The sequence below is a fragment of the Flavobacterium tiangeerense genome (assembly GCF_007830355.1).
In the GTDB taxonomy this organism is placed as follows: Bacteria; Bacteroidota; Bacteroidia; order Flavobacteriales; family Flavobacteriaceae; genus Flavobacterium; species Flavobacterium tiangeerense.
Genome location: NZ_VLKO01000002.1, coordinates 1 through 16,584, shown reverse-complemented (window position 1 = coordinate 16,584; position 16,584 = coordinate 1). Strand labels below are relative to the sequence as shown.

The 16,584-nt window shown below is 31.7% G+C and carries 17 protein-coding genes; 9 read left to right on the top strand and 8 right to left on the bottom strand.

The window, feature by feature from the left end:
* The first annotated feature begins 36 nt into the window (after positions 1–36).
* The 3 genes from porM (at position 37) to IQ05_RS01730 (ending at position 3,655) form a co-directional block, all read left to right on the top strand.
* Entirely contained in the window at positions 37–1,578 is a 1,542-nt protein-coding gene (gene porM, locus IQ05_RS01740) for a type IX secretion system motor protein PorM/GldM (RefSeq protein ID WP_144889241.1), read from the top strand.
* 47 nt (positions 1,579–1,625) lie between these two features.
* Positions 1,626–2,516: a type IX secretion system ring subunit PorN/GldN gene (gene porN / locus IQ05_RS01735; protein WP_144889238.1), complete on the top strand. Its 891-nt coding sequence runs from the start codon at positions 1,626–1,628 to the stop codon at positions 2,514–2,516.
* A gap of 86 nt (positions 2,517–2,602) precedes the next feature.
* Complete coding sequence (locus IQ05_RS01730; RefSeq protein WP_144889236.1) at positions 2,603–3,655, top strand: NAD(P)/FAD-dependent oxidoreductase; 1,053 nt, start codon at positions 2,603–2,605, stop codon at positions 3,653–3,655.
* On the opposite strand, the gene IQ05_RS01725 is transcribed toward IQ05_RS01730, so the two are convergent.
* Positions 3,652–4,041 carry a DUF983 domain-containing protein gene (locus IQ05_RS01725; RefSeq protein WP_144889234.1) on the bottom strand — a complete coding sequence of 130 codons (390 nt, stop codon included), beginning with the start codon at positions 4,039–4,041 and terminating at the stop codon, positions 3,652–3,654. The two genes, IQ05_RS01730 and IQ05_RS01725, sit on opposite strands and share 4 nt — an antisense overlap.
* Positions 4,042–4,126: 85 nt before the next feature.
* Between IQ05_RS01725 and IQ05_RS01720 the strand changes: the two genes are divergently transcribed.
* Positions 4,127–6,034: an ABC-F family ATP-binding cassette domain-containing protein gene (locus tag IQ05_RS01720; RefSeq protein WP_144889232.1), complete on the top strand. Its 1,908-nt coding sequence runs from the start codon at positions 4,127–4,129 to the stop codon at positions 6,032–6,034.
* A 33-nt stretch (positions 6,035–6,067) separates the two neighbouring features.
* Here the strand turns inward: IQ05_RS01720 and IQ05_RS01715 are convergent, their stop codons facing one another.
* The gene (locus tag IQ05_RS01715; RefSeq protein ID WP_144889230.1) at positions 6,068–7,036 is read right to left on the bottom strand and encodes an App1 family protein; all 969 of its coding nucleotides are present in this window, start codon (positions 7,034–7,036) and stop codon (positions 6,068–6,070) included.
* 13 nt (positions 7,037–7,049) lie between these two features.
* Between IQ05_RS01715 and IQ05_RS01710 the strand changes: the two genes are divergently transcribed.
* The gene (locus tag IQ05_RS01710) at positions 7,050–7,988 is read left to right on the top strand and encodes a diacylglycerol/lipid kinase family protein (protein WP_317133631.1); all 939 of its coding nucleotides are present in this window, start codon (positions 7,050–7,052) and stop codon (positions 7,986–7,988) included.
* On the opposite strand, the gene IQ05_RS01705 is transcribed toward IQ05_RS01710, so the two are convergent.
* The gene (locus IQ05_RS01705) at positions 7,981–9,129 is read right to left on the bottom strand and encodes an 8-amino-7-oxononanoate synthase (protein WP_144889229.1); all 1,149 of its coding nucleotides are present in this window, start codon (positions 9,127–9,129) and stop codon (positions 7,981–7,983) included. The genes IQ05_RS01710 and IQ05_RS01705 overlap by 8 nt on opposite strands.
* A 242-nt stretch (positions 9,130–9,371) precedes the next feature.
* Here IQ05_RS01705 and IQ05_RS01700 point away from each other — a divergent pair, with 242 nt between their 5' ends.
* Together IQ05_RS01700 and IQ05_RS01695 are read left to right on the top strand one after the other, a co-directional pair.
* On the top strand, positions 9,372–9,650 hold the full coding sequence (locus IQ05_RS01700) for a 4a-hydroxytetrahydrobiopterin dehydratase (RefSeq protein ID WP_144889227.1): 279 nt from the start codon (positions 9,372–9,374) through the stop codon (positions 9,648–9,650).
* Between the two features lie 198 nt (positions 9,651–9,848).
* Entirely contained in the window at positions 9,849–10,703 is an 855-nt protein-coding gene (locus IQ05_RS01695; protein ID WP_144889225.1) for a leucine-rich repeat domain-containing protein, read from the top strand.
* Positions 10,704–11,143: 440 nt separating this feature from the next.
* Here IQ05_RS01695 and IQ05_RS01690 read toward each other — a convergent pair whose 3' ends face one another.
* The 5 genes from IQ05_RS01690 to IQ05_RS01670 all read right to left on the bottom strand — a co-directional run bounded on the left by IQ05_RS01690 (position 11,144) and on the right by IQ05_RS01670 (position 15,142).
* Positions 11,144–11,707: a porin family protein gene (locus tag IQ05_RS01690; RefSeq protein ID WP_144889223.1), complete on the bottom strand. Its 564-nt coding sequence runs from the start codon at positions 11,705–11,707 to the stop codon at positions 11,144–11,146.
* Positions 11,708–11,796: 89 nt separating this feature from the next.
* The gene (locus IQ05_RS01685; RefSeq protein ID WP_244289511.1) at positions 11,797–12,831 is read right to left on the bottom strand and encodes a helix-turn-helix domain-containing protein; all 1,035 of its coding nucleotides are present in this window, start codon (positions 12,829–12,831) and stop codon (positions 11,797–11,799) included.
* Between the two features lie 422 nt (positions 12,832–13,253).
* A complete protein-coding gene (locus IQ05_RS01680; protein WP_144889219.1) occupies positions 13,254–13,823 on the bottom strand; it encodes a hypothetical protein in 570 nt (189 codons plus the stop codon).
* Positions 13,810–14,304 carry an RNA polymerase sigma factor gene (locus tag IQ05_RS01675; protein ID WP_144889217.1) on the bottom strand — a complete coding sequence of 165 codons (495 nt, stop codon included), beginning with the start codon at positions 14,302–14,304 and terminating at the stop codon, positions 13,810–13,812. The genes IQ05_RS01680 and IQ05_RS01675 overlap by 14 nt, the downstream gene beginning before the upstream one ends.
* Position 14,305: 1 nt before the next feature.
* A complete protein-coding gene (locus IQ05_RS01670; RefSeq protein ID WP_144889215.1) occupies positions 14,306–15,142 on the bottom strand; it encodes an alpha/beta fold hydrolase in 837 nt (278 codons plus the stop codon).
* Positions 15,143–15,744: 602 nt separating this feature from the next.
* Here IQ05_RS01670 and IQ05_RS01665 point away from each other — a divergent pair.
* Together IQ05_RS01665 and IQ05_RS01660 are read left to right on the top strand one after the other, a co-directional pair.
* A complete protein-coding gene (locus IQ05_RS01665; protein WP_144889212.1) occupies positions 15,745–16,113 on the top strand; it encodes a hypothetical protein in 369 nt (122 codons plus the stop codon).
* Positions 16,114–16,295: 182 nt separating this feature from the next.
* Positions 16,296–16,584: ISAon1 family transposase N-terminal region protein (locus tag IQ05_RS01660; RefSeq protein ID WP_144889210.1), on the top strand; the 289-nt coding region annotated here is incomplete at its 3' end.

Sequence of the window (16,584 nt, the reverse complement as noted above, 5' to 3'; positions counted from 1 at the left end):
CGAACTATTATTAATTTAAACTAATTATTAGAAAATATGGCAGGAGGAAAACTAACCCCTAGACAGAAGATGATAAACCTGATGTACCTGGTTTTCATCTCAATGTTAGCATTAAATATGTCCAAAGAAGTATTGTCTGCTTTTGGAATAATGAATGAAAAATTTGAAGGTTCTAATAGTGCTGCTGAGCAATCAAACGCACAAATGTTGATGAGCTTAGACGCTAAGGCTGCTGAGGCCGGTGGAGAATTTGCTGCTGCATCTGGAACTGCTCATAAAGTAGAAGCGATTACAAAGAAATTTTACGATTATATCGCTAATATAAAAACGGATGTTTTAAAAGGAACTGAAATTGATGCAGAAACTGGTAAATTACCTTATGAGTCTATGGACAAGGGTGATAATTTAGATCAATCTTGGTTTAGCCCTGCAGGTTATTCTGCAAAAGGGAATGAAGTTGTAAAAACAGTTGAACAATACAAAGCAGACATGAAAGCTGCATTAGGAAGTAACAAAAAACTTTCTTCTATTGTTTCAGAAGTTGAATCTAAATTCTCTTTGTTGCCTGTGAAAAATAAAGACGGAATTTCAATTCCTTATTTAGATTACAATTTTAAAGGTTTTCCTGCTGTTGCTTCATTGGCCAAATTATCTGCTTGGCAAAATGATGTTAAGAAAATGGAGACTGATGTTTATAATACGTTGTTAGGAAAAGCTGCTGTTGCTGCTGCATCTTATAGTAATTATCAAGCAATAGTTGTTTTAGATAAAAGCGCATATTTTCAAGGTGAGCAAGTTACTGGAAAAGTAGTTTTAGGACGTTATGATGAAAACACAAAACCAACTTCATTTTCAGGACCAGGTAAAATTGTTAATGGTCAAGCTGTAATTGCGATGACTGCTGGAAATGTGGGTGAGCAATCTATTAATGGACAGTTTACTTTCCTTGAGGATGGTAAAAACATTCCTTTGAAGTTCGCTGGTAAATATGTTGTAGTTCCTAGACCTAATTCGGCTACTATCTCTGCTGATAAAATGAATGTGGTTTATAGAGGTGTTCAAAACCCTATTACTATTTCATTTGCAGGTATTCCAGATAATCAGGTAAATGCATCAGCACCTGGATTGTCAAAAGTAGGTAACGGTAAATACGTGATGTCTCCTGGAGCTGGTAATGAAGTTATCATCAATGTTTCTGGTAAAATGGCGGATGGTAAAGTTGCATCTGATAAAAAAGTATTCAGAATAAAAGGAATTCCTGGACCAACGGGTACGATTAGAGGTGAAATGGGTGTTGTTAAAGGGCCTAAATCTAACTTAGAAGTATCTACAGTAGGTGCTAAACTTGTTGATTTTGATTTTGAAGTAGGTTTAAGTGTTATTGGTTTTAACCTTAAAGTTACTGGTCAGCCTACAGTGGTTGTTCAAGGTAATAAATTGAATGCTCAGTGTAAAGCTGTACTTTCTAAAGCAGGTAGAGGTGATCAAGTTACCATTTCTGAAATAAAAACAAAACTTGACGGTGCTGGTAGTTATTTATTACCGAGAACTGCTCCAGTTATTTTTGAAATACAATAATAAATTGGATTTTATAAATCCTTTTCAATATCAATAAGAATACCACTATGAATATCAAAAATTTATTTATCGCAATCGTCGCTTTATCGGGTTGTTTTGTGTCAAGTGCACAATCCAATTTATTGAATGCGAAAACTCCAGATCAAATTGGATTAAAAACAGCTGCGCAACTTGACTCGGATAATGATAAGCCACTTGCTTATGGTTATGTTCACGATAGAGACGTGTTGATGGGTAAAACAACGTGGGAAATTATAGATCTTAGTGAAAAAATTAATTTTTCTTTGTATTTCCCTATTGATACTGCTAACATAGGTAATGACAGAAGATCTTTGTATGATGTTTTGTCTAAGGCTATTAAAAGTGGAAAAATTACTGAAGTATATACAGATAGTTATTTTAATACTAAAAAATCGCTTCAGGATATTCAGGCATCTTTAACAAGAATTGATACAACGGATGCAGGTAGAGAGCAAATAAACTCAGGTAGCAAAGTTTCTGACGAGTATATCTTAAGACAAGATCTTGCTGCTCAAGATGTAACCCAATACAAAATAAAAGGATATTGGTATTTTGACAAACGTCAAAGTGAATTGAAGTATCGTTTGTTAGGTATTTGTCCTGTTACTCCTGATGTTTACACCATGAATAGTGACGAGAAAGATTACATAGAATTGTTTTGGATCTTTTTCCCAGCGGCTAGAGAGGTTTTACATGATGCTAAAGCTTTTAATGATAAAAACTCTGCATTGCCAATTTCATTTGATCAAATTTTAAACTCAAGACGTTTTAATGCCTTTATATATAAAGAAGAAAATGTATACGGAGACAGAAGAATTGATGAGTACATGAAAGACAATGCTCAAAATCAATTATTAGAATCTGAAAGAGTGAAAGATAAAATTCGAAACTTTGAATCAGATATGTGGAACTACTAGTATTTTTCAATAAACATAAAAAACTCTTACCTTTTGGTAAGAGTTTTTTGTTTGAAGCCCTTTTCTTTAAAATTTATTTTATTTAAATGTTAGATTATATTATAGTTGGTTCTGGTTTAGCTGGTTTGTCATTTGCTGAATATGCTTTACGCAATCAAAAATCTATTATGGTTTATGACAATAATTCTCAAAACTCATCTAAAATCGCAGGTGGTTTATATAATCCTGTTATTTTAAAGCGATTCAGTGAAGTTTGGAATGCGCAACAACAATTAGATGTGATGAATGAATTTTATACCATTTTAGAAAAAACACTCGAAAAACAATTTGATTTTAAAACTCCTATTTTAAGGAAGTTTTATTCCGTTGAAGAACAAAATAATTGGTTTTTAGCGGCAGATAAAAAAGGTTTAGAGCCTTTTCTTTCCACTAATTTGATATATAAAAATGTAAATGGAATAGATGCTCCTTTTGGCTATGGAGAAGTTTTACAAACGGGTTATGTTGACACTGCTTCTTTTTTAGAATCTTTCTGTACTTATTTAAAAAAACTAGACGTATTTATCCCAGAATGTTTTGATTACAATGAATTAATTCAAGATCAAGAGGGGGTTTCTTATAAAGGCTTGAAAGCAAGACATATTGTATTTGCGGAAGGTTTTGGGTTACATGCTAATCCTTATTTTAATTATTTACCTTTAGATGGAACTAAGGGTGAACTATTTATTATAAAAGCAAGTGATCTAGATCTAGACGTAATTATTAATACCAGTGTTTTTATTTTGCCTTTAGGAAATAATTTATTCAAAGTGGGAGCTACTTACAATTGGCGAGAGAAAGATGATTTTCCCACAGAAGATGGTAAAATAGAACTCATTGATCGGATTAAGGAGATATTATCTTGTGATTTTATTATAGAAGCGCATTTTGCAGGAGTTAGGCCTACGGTTAAGGATAGGAGACCACTTATAGGCACACATCCAGAATACAAGCGTTTTCATGTTTTAAATGGTCTTGGAACACGTGGAGTAATGTTGGGACCTGCTATGGCTCAAGAATTATATAACCATATTGAAAATCAAAAAATATTAGATCCCGTAATTGATATTAAGCGATATGAAGCTAAATACTATTCTTAATTCTTTTTTGTAGCTGCATTTGGATCATAAGAAATAAACATGTTGATGTATATATTTCTAGACCATCTAAGGACAAATGGAAAAGTCACAACGAGGGTAATTATAATAGCCGCGAAAGCTATTTTTAAATTCGTTTTAAAAAAAATAAAAGAGACGATAAATGCTGCTATTCCTAAAGCAACATTAAGCCCGTAACTAACATACATGGCTCCATAAAAAAAAGAAGGCTCTATTTGGTAACGCAATCCACAATGACTACAATTTTCTTTTATTTTTAGAATTTTTGTCAATTGAAATGGATTTTTTTCCAAATACATGCTCTCATTCTGGCATTTAGGACAAGTTCCTGTTAAAATACTATATAATTTGGATCCTTTTTTTAACATTTGCAAAAAATTAATTTTTTCTTTTTGAAAAGCAGTGTTTGTTGTTACAAATTTACACATTCATTAAGGAAATAAATCATAATACATGCTTAATATACACAATTTATCTGTTTCTTTTGGTGGTACTTATTTGTTTGAAGAAGTTACTTTTCGTCTTGGTGCTGGGGACAGAGTTGGCCTAGTTGGGAAAAATGGAGCGGGGAAGTCTACCATGCTTAAAATGTTGGCTAGAGATTTTGCACCTGATTCTGGTGTGATTTCACAAGAGAAAGATATTAGAATGGGTTTCTTACGTCAAGATATTGATTTTGAGCAAGGAAGGACAGTTCTTGAAGAAGCGTATGAAGCTTTTACTGAAATTAAAATTGTTGAAAAAAAGCTTGAAGAAATAAATCATCTACTTGTTACTAGGACAGATTACGAAAGTGACGCTTACAGCCAAATTATTGAAGATTTATCAGATTACACCCATCGATTTGAACTTTTAGGAGGATATAATTATGTGGGAGACACCGAAAAAATCTTGTTGGGATTAGGTTTTAAAAGAGAAGTTTTTGACAATCAAACTGAAACTTTTTCTGGAGGTTGGAGAATGCGAATTGAACTAGCCAAATTATTGCTTCAGGCGAATGATGTATTGTTACTCGATGAGCCAACGAATCACTTAGATATTGAGAGTATCATTTGGTTAGAAAGTTTTTTAAGAAATTATCCAGGTGTTGTTGTAATTGTTTCTCACGATAAAATGTTTCTTGATAACGTTACGAATAGAACTATTGAGATTTCTCTAGGGAAGGCTTATGATTTCAATAAACCGTATTCACAATATTTGGAACTTCGTCATGAAATTCGAGAAAAGCAATTGGCTACTCAAAAAAACCAGGCCAAGAAAATTGAAGAGACCGAAAAATTGATCGAAAAATTTCGTGCCAAAGCCTCTAAGGCATCGATGGCTCAGTCTTTAATAAAAAAATTAGATAAAGTTGAACGTATAGAGGTTGACGAAGATGATAATTCCGTAATGAATATTTCTTTTCCAGTTTCTAAAGAACCGGGCAGAGTTGTTATTGAGGCCGAAGATGTAACCAAAAGTTATGGTGACAATACTATTTTAAAAGACATTAGTTTATTAGTAGAACGTGGCAGCAAAATAGCTTTTGTAGGTCAAAATGGTCAAGGTAAATCTACATTCATTAAAGCAATCGTAAACGAGTTTGAGTATCAAGGGACTATTAAACTAGGACACAATGTGCAATTGGGTTATTTTGCTCAAAATCAGGCAGAATATCTTGATGGTGAGATTACATTGCTTCAAACTATGGAAGATGCCGCTGCAGATACTAACCGTATGAAGGTTAGGGATATGTTGGGTTCTTTTTTGTTTAGAGGAGACGATGTTGAGAAAAAAGTAAAAGTACTCTCAGGAGGTGAACGCAACCGTCTTGCGCTTTGTAAATTATTGTTACAGCCAATCAATGTGTTGTTGATGGATGAGCCTACGAATCACTTAGATATTAAGTCTAAAAATGTTTTAAAAGCAGCCTTACAAAAATTTGGAGGAACATTATTATTGGTATCTCACGATCGTGATTTTTTACAAGGAATGTCTAATATTGTGTATGAATTTAAAGATCAAAAAATTAAGGAGTATTTAGGGGATATCAATTATTTCTTGGAACAGCGCAATTTGGAAAATATGCGTGAGGTGGAGAAAAAAGATATTGAAAAGGCAACCTCACCAAAGGAAAGCAACAAAACCTCTTATGAAGATCAAAAAAAGGGGAAAGCACTTCAAAATAAATTGAGTAAAATAGAGAGTCAAATTAAGCAATTAGAACGCGACATTCAGCAGGACGATAAAATGCTTACTTCTAATTATGACAAACATATTGAAGATGCTAAGTTTTTTACGGCTTATAATAAAAAGAAATCAGATCTAGATCAATTATTATTAGACTGGGAAATAATTCAAGAAGAAATTGATAATTTATAATGTTACTTAGAGCTCCTTTTGGAGCTCTTTTTTCTAGTTGATAATACCAATTGATTTAGAATGAGAAATCGCCTCGCTACTTTCCTTAAAATAGCACACAGCAACGTTTAGTGTAGTTAGGTTTTTTAAAACTAAACTGACTTTTTCTTTTTTTGAACTGCCTGTTTGCCTGATGTAAACCGCTTTTACTGTTACTGGAAATATTTTACAAATAGATTCGTATAAATAGGGATCGTGCTGAGAGTCATCACCAAGCAGTACATATTCTAGATTCGGGTAAAATTCAAGAATGTGTTTAATTTTTTCGAATTTGTGATTGTGACCACCTCTGCCAGTCATAAAAAAATCAGTTAAACTACTTTTGATATCTTTTAATAGTAATACAGCTTTTGGGAGTTTGTGAATTGCCGTAAAATTGATAATAAAACGGTATAGATTCCATTCACTGCTGGAAACATAAAAAAAAGCATTGAATTCTGATTCGTTATTTCTTCCCGCAGTGCTCAACGCTTGGTAATGAGTAACTACATCATCGTAGATTTTACGTTTGTTAATATTTTTAAAAAGAAGGACATACAACTTCAATAAAGGATTGAAAGTATAGGAAACAAGAAAGGTATCATCAATATCTGATATGATTCCAAGATTTCCCTTGTGAGGCCTGATGTAGCTTTCTTTTTTTATGATGGTTTCTTTTTCATAAGTCATGCTTACTTCATAGTCAATCCATCCGTAATTGCTGTTGGGATCTAGTGGAATACAAAACTTAAAATAGCCATCATCAAGCGTTTTAGTGTGAATTTTAGAACCATTTAGTTCTAAGTAAACATCGGCATTGGCTTGTGTTTTCATCTGAAACATTTTGATTACCGATGTAGCATTTTTGAGGTTTTTCTTTTGAAAATTATACTCTTCTCTAGTTGTGGGTTTAAACACATGCCCCATGACAATTAGTTCTTGATCATTTGCATAACCACGGTATAATTTTAAAATAGGCTTCATAAATTTTGTATTTTTGAAAAAAGTTAAAGTAGAGGTTTTAATCGAAAAAAAGAAAAGAAATTTGAAAAAGAATATCTTATTTGTTGTAAATCCTATTTCTGGAGATATCGATAAATCAGCCTTAATAGAATCTGTATCCCAATTTGCCGCAAAAGAAAATTTGAATCTAATAGTTTATACTACTACTGGTGAAAACGATATTCAAAATATAAAAGACTTATATGCTACCAATAAGCCTGAACGCATAATCGTTGCAGGTGGTGATGGCACCATCAAAATGGTTGCTGAAGCCATGGAAAAAGAGGATGTGATATTAGGAATATTACCAGCAGGCTCTGCCAATGGTTTGGCTGTTGATCTCAATTTACCCACAACTGTAGAGGAGAATCTTTCAATTGCATTCTTGAATAATTACTTAGCTATTGATATGATTTCAATCAACGGAAAAAAAAGTATTCATTTAAGTGATATTGGTCTTAATGCAGCACTGGTAAAAAATTATGAAAGCAGTAACGTAAGAGGCATGTGGGGATATGCCTTGCAAACCGTGTCAACGTTAATGGATCTTGATGATCCTTTTATAGCCACTATTACGGGAGATTTTCCAACTATTGTGAGCGAAGCTAGAATGGTGGTTATAGCTAATTCTCAAAAATATGGTACCGGTGTTACTATAAATCCGCATGGAGTTATGGATGATGGAAAATTTGAATTAGTAGTGTTGAAAAATATGGATTTACTCTTGTTGGGTAAAATAATAACGGGAAATATGCCTCTTGATGATGACGATGTTGCTATTATATCAACAAATAAAGCTCAAATTTCACTTAATGTTCCAGCAGACTTTCAAATAGATGGTGAGTATTGTGGTAAAGAAACCAAATTAAATATTGAAATACTTAAAGGACAAATGAAAGTGGCTATTCCTTATACCGATCTCTCAATTATTTAAAAGGATTACGCTCTTGCCAAATGGTTTCGGGTTCTAAGTATCTGAATACTTTTGGTAATAAAAGATTAAATATAGAAGATTCATGGCGCATCAAACCAAATACTATCTCCGGTTTAGCACCTACTGAACTTTTTATTTCTAATGCTGTTCTGGCAAATACAATTGATTTAAATTTTTTATTTATAGAATAGGCTATCATATCATAAAGCATATTCAAGTAAAGCATTTTTTCTCGTTGAATGGTTTCATCATAACCTAAAAAATAGGTATCCATAATAGATCCATTTTTTATTAATGTGTTGAAACCAATGAGTTTTCCGTTCAAGAAATATCCATAAAAAAGAAATTTATCCTTAAACTGCTCTTTAAAAACACTAAAATGATTTTTGGGTAGAAAAAAAGTGTTAAAAGGCGCATTTTTAGCCACATAAAGATACAATTCGTAGATAGTGTCTTCAAGGACTATGATTTCCTCTAGAGGCAATTTTCTTTTTTCAATTCCACTTGCCCTTTTACGACCTCTTTTATATTGATCTCTGTATTTTTTCGATAATGAATTGATATAATCCACCTCATGATGCCAATTTTCATCAATTGTAAAAATCATATTGGGTTGAGTAGAAAACTTGAAATCTTTTCGAAAAGCGGGTACTTTAAACAGTTCAAATTCTTTCGAATTGTAATCCTTAAAAGATGTAATATGTATTTTTATACCTTGTTGGGAAAAAGTATTTTTTAATTTCTGGACAGCTATGTTAAGAGTATGTATTGCTTTTTCAGGGTTTGCATCTGCACTTAATGCAAATGAATTTTGACCAGTAAGCATATTGTTACCAATAATCAGTACATGCGAGGCTATTTTTTTAAAAACAAAATTCCGTATCCTATTCTTGATACTTTTATCACGTTCCCCAAAAGTATCAAGTGCATTTAAATCAATAAATTGAGAAATAGCAATCCCAATTAAGTCATCTTGGTTGAAGATACCAATATAGTTACACTTCATATTTGCTGGGCTAGAAGTCTCAAGCACTTGCAGGTATTTTTTAGATAAAAAAACAGTCGTATTAGCAAGGGTATCCCAATTTGCAGGTAAAGATGTGGTATTATCGAAAATTTTGAACGAATATGATGAATCCAAATTGAGTGTAAATATTTATACAAAATTAGTTATTTATTTTCAATGATTTACATTAAAGCATTGAAGTATTGTTCTAAAAATTGAACCACGTATATAGCTAAATTTATTACAGGAAACCAGAAGTTCATTTGAAAAGTTTAAAAAGGGATGCTTAAACAATATTTAACATTGTTACTCAGTGGTATAGAATTGTTGTACCTTTAGCTGTACACTTTTAGGGATTATAAATCAATAAAATATTTATGAAAACATATACTGAAACGACTATTCAAAATGAATTGGTTGCATTGCAAGATTGGAACTTTATAGAGAATGCATTAGAGAAAAAATATGTTTTTAAGAATTTTACTCAAGCAATGGGGTTTATCGTTCAAGTAGGTATTATTGCTACCTCTTTTGATCACCATCCTGATTGGTCAAATTCCTATAATAAAGTGCATCTTAAACTCAGTACACATGATGCTGGCGGAGTAACACTTAAAGACATCCAGCTTGCAACAGCTATAAATGCAATCCTGTAATTGATTTGCGAATAATGAATTTTCATTAGTTCAATATTTTATGTAGGCTGTTTTAAATTGTATTTCCCTAAATTAAATTACATAAATGTAAGATTTTGTCTTATTAAAAACTAAAAAACATGTAGTTCGTCGGATTTATTTGCTGAACAACTGTAAAGAAACTAATTTTATGTTAATATGTAACATAATAATCAGGGTATGAAAAAAGCTTTACTATTATTTTTGATTCTTTTGAGCAGCAATGTAATTATTGCAGCAATCTCTCCAAAGGAAAAAGAGGCTTTGATAAAATTGTACCATGTCACAGCTGGTCCACAATGGAAAGTGAAGTGGGATTTAAGTGCTTCAGAAACATCATGGTTTGGTGTTAAAATTGAGGATAATAAAGTTATTGCGTTAGATCTATCGGATAATAATTTAACAGGTAAGATTCCTAATGAAATTTCTAATTTAGTGAATTTGCAGGTTTTAAATTTACACAAAAATCAACTTTCAGGTAACATACCTCAATCTTTAGGAAAGTTAAAGTTATTAAGAATTTTGGACCTTTCGTTCAATCAATTGTTTGGTCCTATTCCTACTTCATTGTGTCAATTAGATAAATTGAGTTCTCTTGAATTGTATATGAATAATTTATCTGGAATTCTACCAAGTCAGTTGGGGTTGTTAACACAGTTAGAAAACTTGTCGCTTTTTAATAATGAAATCACAGGGGAGATTCCTAGCTCACTTTATGAACTTAAAGGTTTAAAAACATTAATGCTAAACAGTAATAAATTAGTGGGAGGCTTGAGTAAAGAGATTGAAAATATGATTTTTTTAGAAAACTTAAGTTTGTTTGATAACAATATGAATGGACAAGTTCCTATGGAATTGAAAAAATTAAATAGATTAAAGGAAATGAATTTATCTTATAATAAATTTAATGGATTTGTGTCCAAAGATTTAGCAGTATTAGATATTATGAACATGACTATGCTGAATGAAAAAGGTTTGGCTGTGGCTTTAAAGGTAGTTTCAGACAGAAATTCTGCAATAGTATCTGAAGATTAAAGTTTAGTAAATAAATAAGTTAGTTGGTTTTATATTTAATAAACGTAGTTGAATTAAACCTGTAAGCAATTACAGGTTTTTTTATGGAGTAGTTTTAAAATACGTGTCATCAGTTTCTATGCTTTTGTTATAATTTTAAATGGATTTTAGTGTGCATTTAGGTAACGATCTGATAAGGTATAACTTCTTTTGAGGCTATTGTATAAATATTTCGTGATTTAAAGAGTTTTTTCAAAGTAGTCTGAAACAAAAAAACACCAGCTTTTTCAACTGGTGTTTTCTTAATAGTCCTTATAGTATTATTCCCGAACCGTTTTATAAAAATTTAAAGATATTGAAACTGTCAAAACGATTAATTCAAAATTTTTGAATTTTCCAGCAATGCTAGGTTAATATCTTTACAATTCAGTCTGTAAAATCTTTTATAGAATTATTTGGTTTTAGAAAAAGAAATAACCTACAGATATTTGAAATACTTCGTTTCTATTTTTATTAGAAGAATTATCTAAATTATTAATGTTTGATAATCCAAAATTATATCTTGCTCCAAAATTAAGTCCGTTTTCTAGTTTGTAACCAATTCCTAAATTAGCAGCTAAGTCAACTTTCTTAAACGTATCTTTTACGTTTGTGCTTTCATTTTTGGCCGAAAGTAAATACCCAATTTGTGGTCCAGCTTCAAGACTCAACCCTTTTGTTACATAATATTTTGCCATTAACGGAACGTTTAAATAATTTAATCCAACAATGTTTCCGTCACTTCCTTTAAAGCTGTAACCTTGACCGGAAAGCATAAGTTCTGGTTGAAAAGAAAATTTTTTCGCAATTGGAATCTCAGTTACTAATCCGAAATTAAAGGCAGAAACAGGTTCAAGGCTACTGGTGTTATCACCAGTAATGTTACTAATGTTAATACCTAATTTTGCACCAAATTTAATTTTTTGCGCGTTTGCATTTGTAAATCCTAAAACTGTAAGAACAGCTAGTACTAAAATTTTTTTCATAAAAATTGTTTTTTAATTATTGAAGTGCAAAACTCACACAAGAAGAACTAGAAAAGGTGCCAAAAACTTCAAATTGTATAAATCGGTACTTATTTATTTGAATTCCGATACTCATTTGGGGTTTGACCAGTAGCTTTTTTAAAAGCTTTATAAAAAGTGGTTTTTGAAGTAAAACCAGACTCTAGTCCCATAGTCAATAGATTATAATTTTCATATTCAGAATTAGAGATCATTTCCTTCACAGCTTCAACCCGATATTGATTGATGTAATTGGCAAAGTTGTCTCCTGTTACCGTATTTACAATTTGTGAAACATATCCAGCACTTATGCCTAGTTTTTCAGCAATTTTTTCTCTGTTCAAGGTACAATCGGTATAAATATGATGTTCCTTACAAAGAAGATCAAGTTTTTGAAAATAAAGATTATCTACTGTGATCGATTCCCGATATTCTTCTGGGCTGTCATTTTCAATAATTTCCGAATTACTGTAGGAAATAGATAAATCGTTATTTAGAAAAGTATAGATAGCATCCTTGTTTTTTGCGAGTTTGTACTTGTAAATGCCTACATATGCTGTCCAATGAATAATGAAAGTTGCAGATAAAGCCACGATACTCATAGTAGAAGAAATATCATATTGAAGAAATATGCCGACTAACCAGGTAATAATCCAAGAGAATAACAAAGATGTAAAAAGGGTTAATAACGTAACTACCCATTTTTTTTCTTCTGAATCCTTTAAATGTCTTATCATAAAATAAGAGTAAATCAACAGAAAAGGGATGAATGTAAGGACTAAAAAAAGATGAAATAGACTCAGTATTTCAATGATAATAATTCCTGGCTCTGGAATAGTATAAATTCCTGCTACACGATCAAGATCGTTTGTAATGTTAAGTACAGCGGAAAATGCAAATGGAACAAAACATAAATATATTTTTTGTTTGCTTTTTACAGTATCATCAATCCGATTTACAATATATAGGAATAGGAATGCAGGCAATAGTAATGCCCACTCGACATTGTCAATAAAATGTAGAAAAGGATAGGGAGTATAAGCTTCTTCTAATTCAAAGACATAATTCAGTAAAAGAATAGAAAGTGTAAATAGCAAGTATGCCACATGTTTATTTGAATTACTATTAAATAAGGAAGACCTTAAAATAACTAATCCCAAGATGATTCCCTGAAAAATGGCGATATTTAAAAGTGTAGTATAAATCAATTTCTTATTATAAAAGTTATTTTTCTAATCTGTTTTGGGATACCATTGAAAGGAGTCGTTTTTTAAAACATAACTTATTTCATACGAATTCACGGAACGAATTTATAGCAATACAGTTAACTTTCTTATGGGATTATGAAATGATTAACTAAAAGGACAAGCTATCCTAAGGGTTTCATTGAATAGACAAAGGTCTCCTTTGTGCGCACAATCTAAATATTTTTGTCCTTTGAACGAGATAACAAAAAAAAGCTCCAGATTTCTCTGAAGCTTTTCTAGTAGTGGTAAACGGTAAAATAGATACCAATTATTTTTTCTCTTTACGAAATGTTTTTCAAGAAGTGTAAAAGTTTTATTTCCTTTTGGATGAATCGTATCATAAAAAATGCAAATAGAAATAAAAAAATATATCCGCTTAATAGAATGTAAAGATAAAAGCCTCTTGAGAAAATAGTTTTAAAAACTGGTAAAAGCAATGTAAACCCGGCAGTATACGTGAGGTAAATGATAGGAGTAAGGATGTAATGTATTTTTTTTCTCCAACTGTAAAACTGATGTGCTAGTTTACAGTATTCTATTAATGTGAGATCAGTATTTAAATCGGCTAGCTTTTTTACGCTGATCCATTCTAAAGCTACGCGGCTCACAAGCATTACAATCATAATGCACAAGCCGATACTAAACTGTATGTTTCTATAAGCACCAGCCCAAATATAATAGGAGATTAATATTATTGAGGTCAAGCTTAAAATTACTCTGGTCCAAAAATGATTACGTTTAATTTTTTTAGTATGTGACTCCGCTTTTTTTATAATTTCGGTAGCAGTTGGTTGTGATTCAGATGCTGTCTGCTGATCCCAGATATTTTGTAATTCTTCAAATGTTTTCATTTTGTACACATTGAGTTAAACTTTTTTTGATTCTATGAATTCTAACGCGAAGGGTTTCTTCGGTTATCCCGATTACTTCTGATATTTCCTGATATTCTAAACCGTCTAAAGTCATCAGGATGATCATCTTGTTCGTTTCTTCCAATTTTTGTATGCATTGATACATTTGTCTAAGCTGCTCATCTTTTTCGCTCGAATAGGATTCTGCAACAACCTGAGGAAGAATATCGGTCCTGATTTCTTTCTTTGTAGATGATTTTCTTAAATAGAGAAGACAGGTGTTTACTGCAATTCTGTAAATCCAAGTGCTGATACTGGATTCATTTCTAAAAGTGTCTAATTTCTCCCAGACTTTGATGAAGATTTCCTGAGTTGCATCAGAGGCCAATGCGGTATCGCCACAAAAATATCCTTTACACAATCGAAATGCTTTATTGTAATACTTGTAATAGATCTCGTCGAATAGTTCTTTTTTAGCCACTTTATTTTAATTCAAGTTTTACTTTATCCATAAACCAATCTGGTTGATCGTACATAACAAAATGAGCGGAGTTTGCTGCATACTCAATTTTAACAGAAGGCAGGTTCTCATACTGTGCTTTATAGGTTTTTTGTACTGTGGTAAGATCTGGATTTGAAGCAACTAAAATTACAACAGGAATTTTAATTTTAGAAATTTCTTTTCGCAGGTCTAAATTTAGCATGTCGATATAACCGTGAACGTAAGTTTTTCGATCCACAAGACGCATCCATTCATTGATAGTTTTTTGTTTTTCTTTGTTCATGCACATAAAAGAAGTTGACTGCGAATTCATCCCGTAAAACGCTTTTTGGTCCATGTTGAGCATCATTTTACTTTGCGGATTGTCATACGGTATAATTTCTCCCTTGTAGTTAGGAATCATCAAAGCGGCAGTTGCAGGCAAAGCATCAACGATAATTAATTTTTTGAACAAATTAGTTTCCTGAGAGGCTAACCACAAGCTTAAAGTTCCTCCTAAACTATGACCAACTAATGTAGCATTCTTTATTTTTTTTGTTTTTACATAAGAAATGACCTGATCTTTGATGGTAGCCAACCAAGGACCTTCAATTGGAGGGACATTCCCAAATCCCGCAAAAGTAAAAATATGACATTCGTTAGTTTTAGAAAGTTCGGCCACTGTTTCATTCCAAACTTCACCGGTGCAGCCAAAACCAGGAAAAAACATTACAGGAGCTCCTTTTCCTTTTACCTCTACTTTGAAGGCGGTTTGAGCAAAAACAGATTTTGAGATCAAAAGGAATAATGCAATAATTAAAATAGATTTCGTTTTCATAAGATATATTTTTTTAAAGTTTACCTTTTGATACAGTACTAGATTAATTGTTACCTCAAAAAAGCATTTTTTTTTTTAATTTTTTTTCGAGAATCAAATTTTGGATTTAAAGTCAAGTGAATTAGAGTTGTTGTAGGTTTTTAAAAAGCAAAAACACCAGCTTTTTCAAATGGTGATTTCTTAATAATTACAACTCTCTCAGAAAAGTGTCTAAACAAAAGCTGTGCGAATGTCTCCGCCTTCGAATCCGTAATCAGCATCAAGCTTTATTAAATCTAAGATAGCCTCGCTAGGGCGGAAACCAAGCCTACAGTACGTCTTTAATATAAGATAAATTACTTTCTATTTTTTAGATGTTTTTTACTTGAAATACAACAAAGACTACAAATAAAACAATCATAACGTTTTAATTTATTTTCTTTTCCTGTAGATTTGCTTTGTGGGCACGGATTGCAAATCCGTGCTATCGCTCCTAAAAATATTTTACATATCCGAGAGATCGGGTTTGCAAATTCGCGATATCGTATAGTAGAGACTAAATTACATATCAGAGCGATCGGGGTTAAATGTTTCAAGAAGTGGTGGTTTTTAATTTGGAGGTAATGGAAAAAAGAAAGGTTTTTAGATTTATAGTTGTTCTTATTGTGTTTTTAATGGCTATTATTTGTACAGTCAAATCTACTTATTTGCAGAGAGAGGCTGAAAAGGATATTGAATTAAATACATTAGAAACCGTAGGGAAAATTTATAAATTTACTTGGAATAAAAGTTTTAAGTATTACTATTTTTCGTACCATCACAATGGCGTAGAATTTAAAAATTATGAGGATATCAGTTATGCTGAAGGTGAACAATGTGTAAATAGATATTATAAAGTTATTTTATCAAATAAAAATCCTGAAAATTCAAAAATTTTGATTGATGAGGAGATTATAGATATCGCTAAAATCAAAAATGCAGGATTTAAATAATAAAACCCGATAGCGCGGATTTGCAATCCGTGCTCACAAAGTTCATCAACAATCTAAAATAAGTCCAACATTACAACATCTAAATCATTGTCTAACCCCCGCTCTCCGAAGAATATGGATCAAGTCTGAAAGTTGTGGGGAAATATTAAAAACCGGTTATTTGTATTTTAAAAAATACAGAAATGCAGGATTCTTTTAAAGAACTTATCAAGTTGTTGTTACCAGAGATTATTGTGGATTATTTTGAGTTAACTTCTTATGAAAAAGACCAAGAAATACTTCATCTATACTTAAAAGAAATCAATTCTATTCCTAAAGAATATCGGGAGAGTAAATTAAGCTCAAAAGGTTTTTTTGACCAGATAACAGTTCAAGACTTTCCCATTCGAGGTCATCAAGTTTATCTGCATATCACACGCCGAAGATGGCTCAACGAAGATACTGGACAAGTAGTTTTTAGAGATTGGAATT

Bases quoted from the DNA above. Each gene is read 5' to 3' on its own strand.
- IQ05_RS01725 (WP_144889234.1), bottom strand. From the start codon at position 4,041: ATGTTAAAAAAAGGATCCAAATTATATAGTATTTTAACAGGAACTTGT.
- IQ05_RS01665 (WP_144889212.1), top strand. From the start codon at position 15,745: ATGGAAAAAAGAAAGGTTTTTAGATTTATAGTTGTTCTTATTGTGTTT.
- IQ05_RS01690 (WP_144889223.1), bottom strand. From the start codon at position 11,707: ATGAAAAAAATTTTAGTACTAGCTGTTCTTACAGTTTTAGGATTTACA.
- IQ05_RS01670 (WP_144889215.1), bottom strand. From the start codon at position 15,142: ATGAAAACGAAATCTATTTTAATTATTGCATTATTCCTTTTGATCTCA.
- IQ05_RS01715 (WP_144889230.1), bottom strand. From the start codon at position 7,036: ATGAAGCCTATTTTAAAATTATACCGTGGTTATGCAAATGATCAAGAA.
- IQ05_RS01730 (WP_144889236.1), top strand. From the start codon at position 2,603: ATGTTAGATTATATTATAGTTGGTTCTGGTTTAGCTGGTTTGTCATTT.
- porN (WP_144889238.1), top strand. From the start codon at position 1,626: ATGAATATCAAAAATTTATTTATCGCAATCGTCGCTTTATCGGGTTGT.
- IQ05_RS01695 (WP_144889225.1), top strand. From the start codon at position 9,849: ATGAAAAAAGCTTTACTATTATTTTTGATTCTTTTGAGCAGCAATGTA.
- IQ05_RS01700 (WP_144889227.1), top strand. From the start codon at position 9,372: ATGAAAACATATACTGAAACGACTATTCAAAATGAATTGGTTGCATTG.
- porM (WP_144889241.1), top strand. From the start codon at position 37: ATGGCAGGAGGAAAACTAACCCCTAGACAGAAGATGATAAACCTGATG.
- IQ05_RS01720 (WP_144889232.1), top strand. From the start codon at position 4,127: ATGCTTAATATACACAATTTATCTGTTTCTTTTGGTGGTACTTATTTG.
- IQ05_RS01680 (WP_144889219.1), bottom strand. From the start codon at position 13,823: ATGAAAACATTTGAAGAATTACAAAATATCTGGGATCAGCAGACAGCA.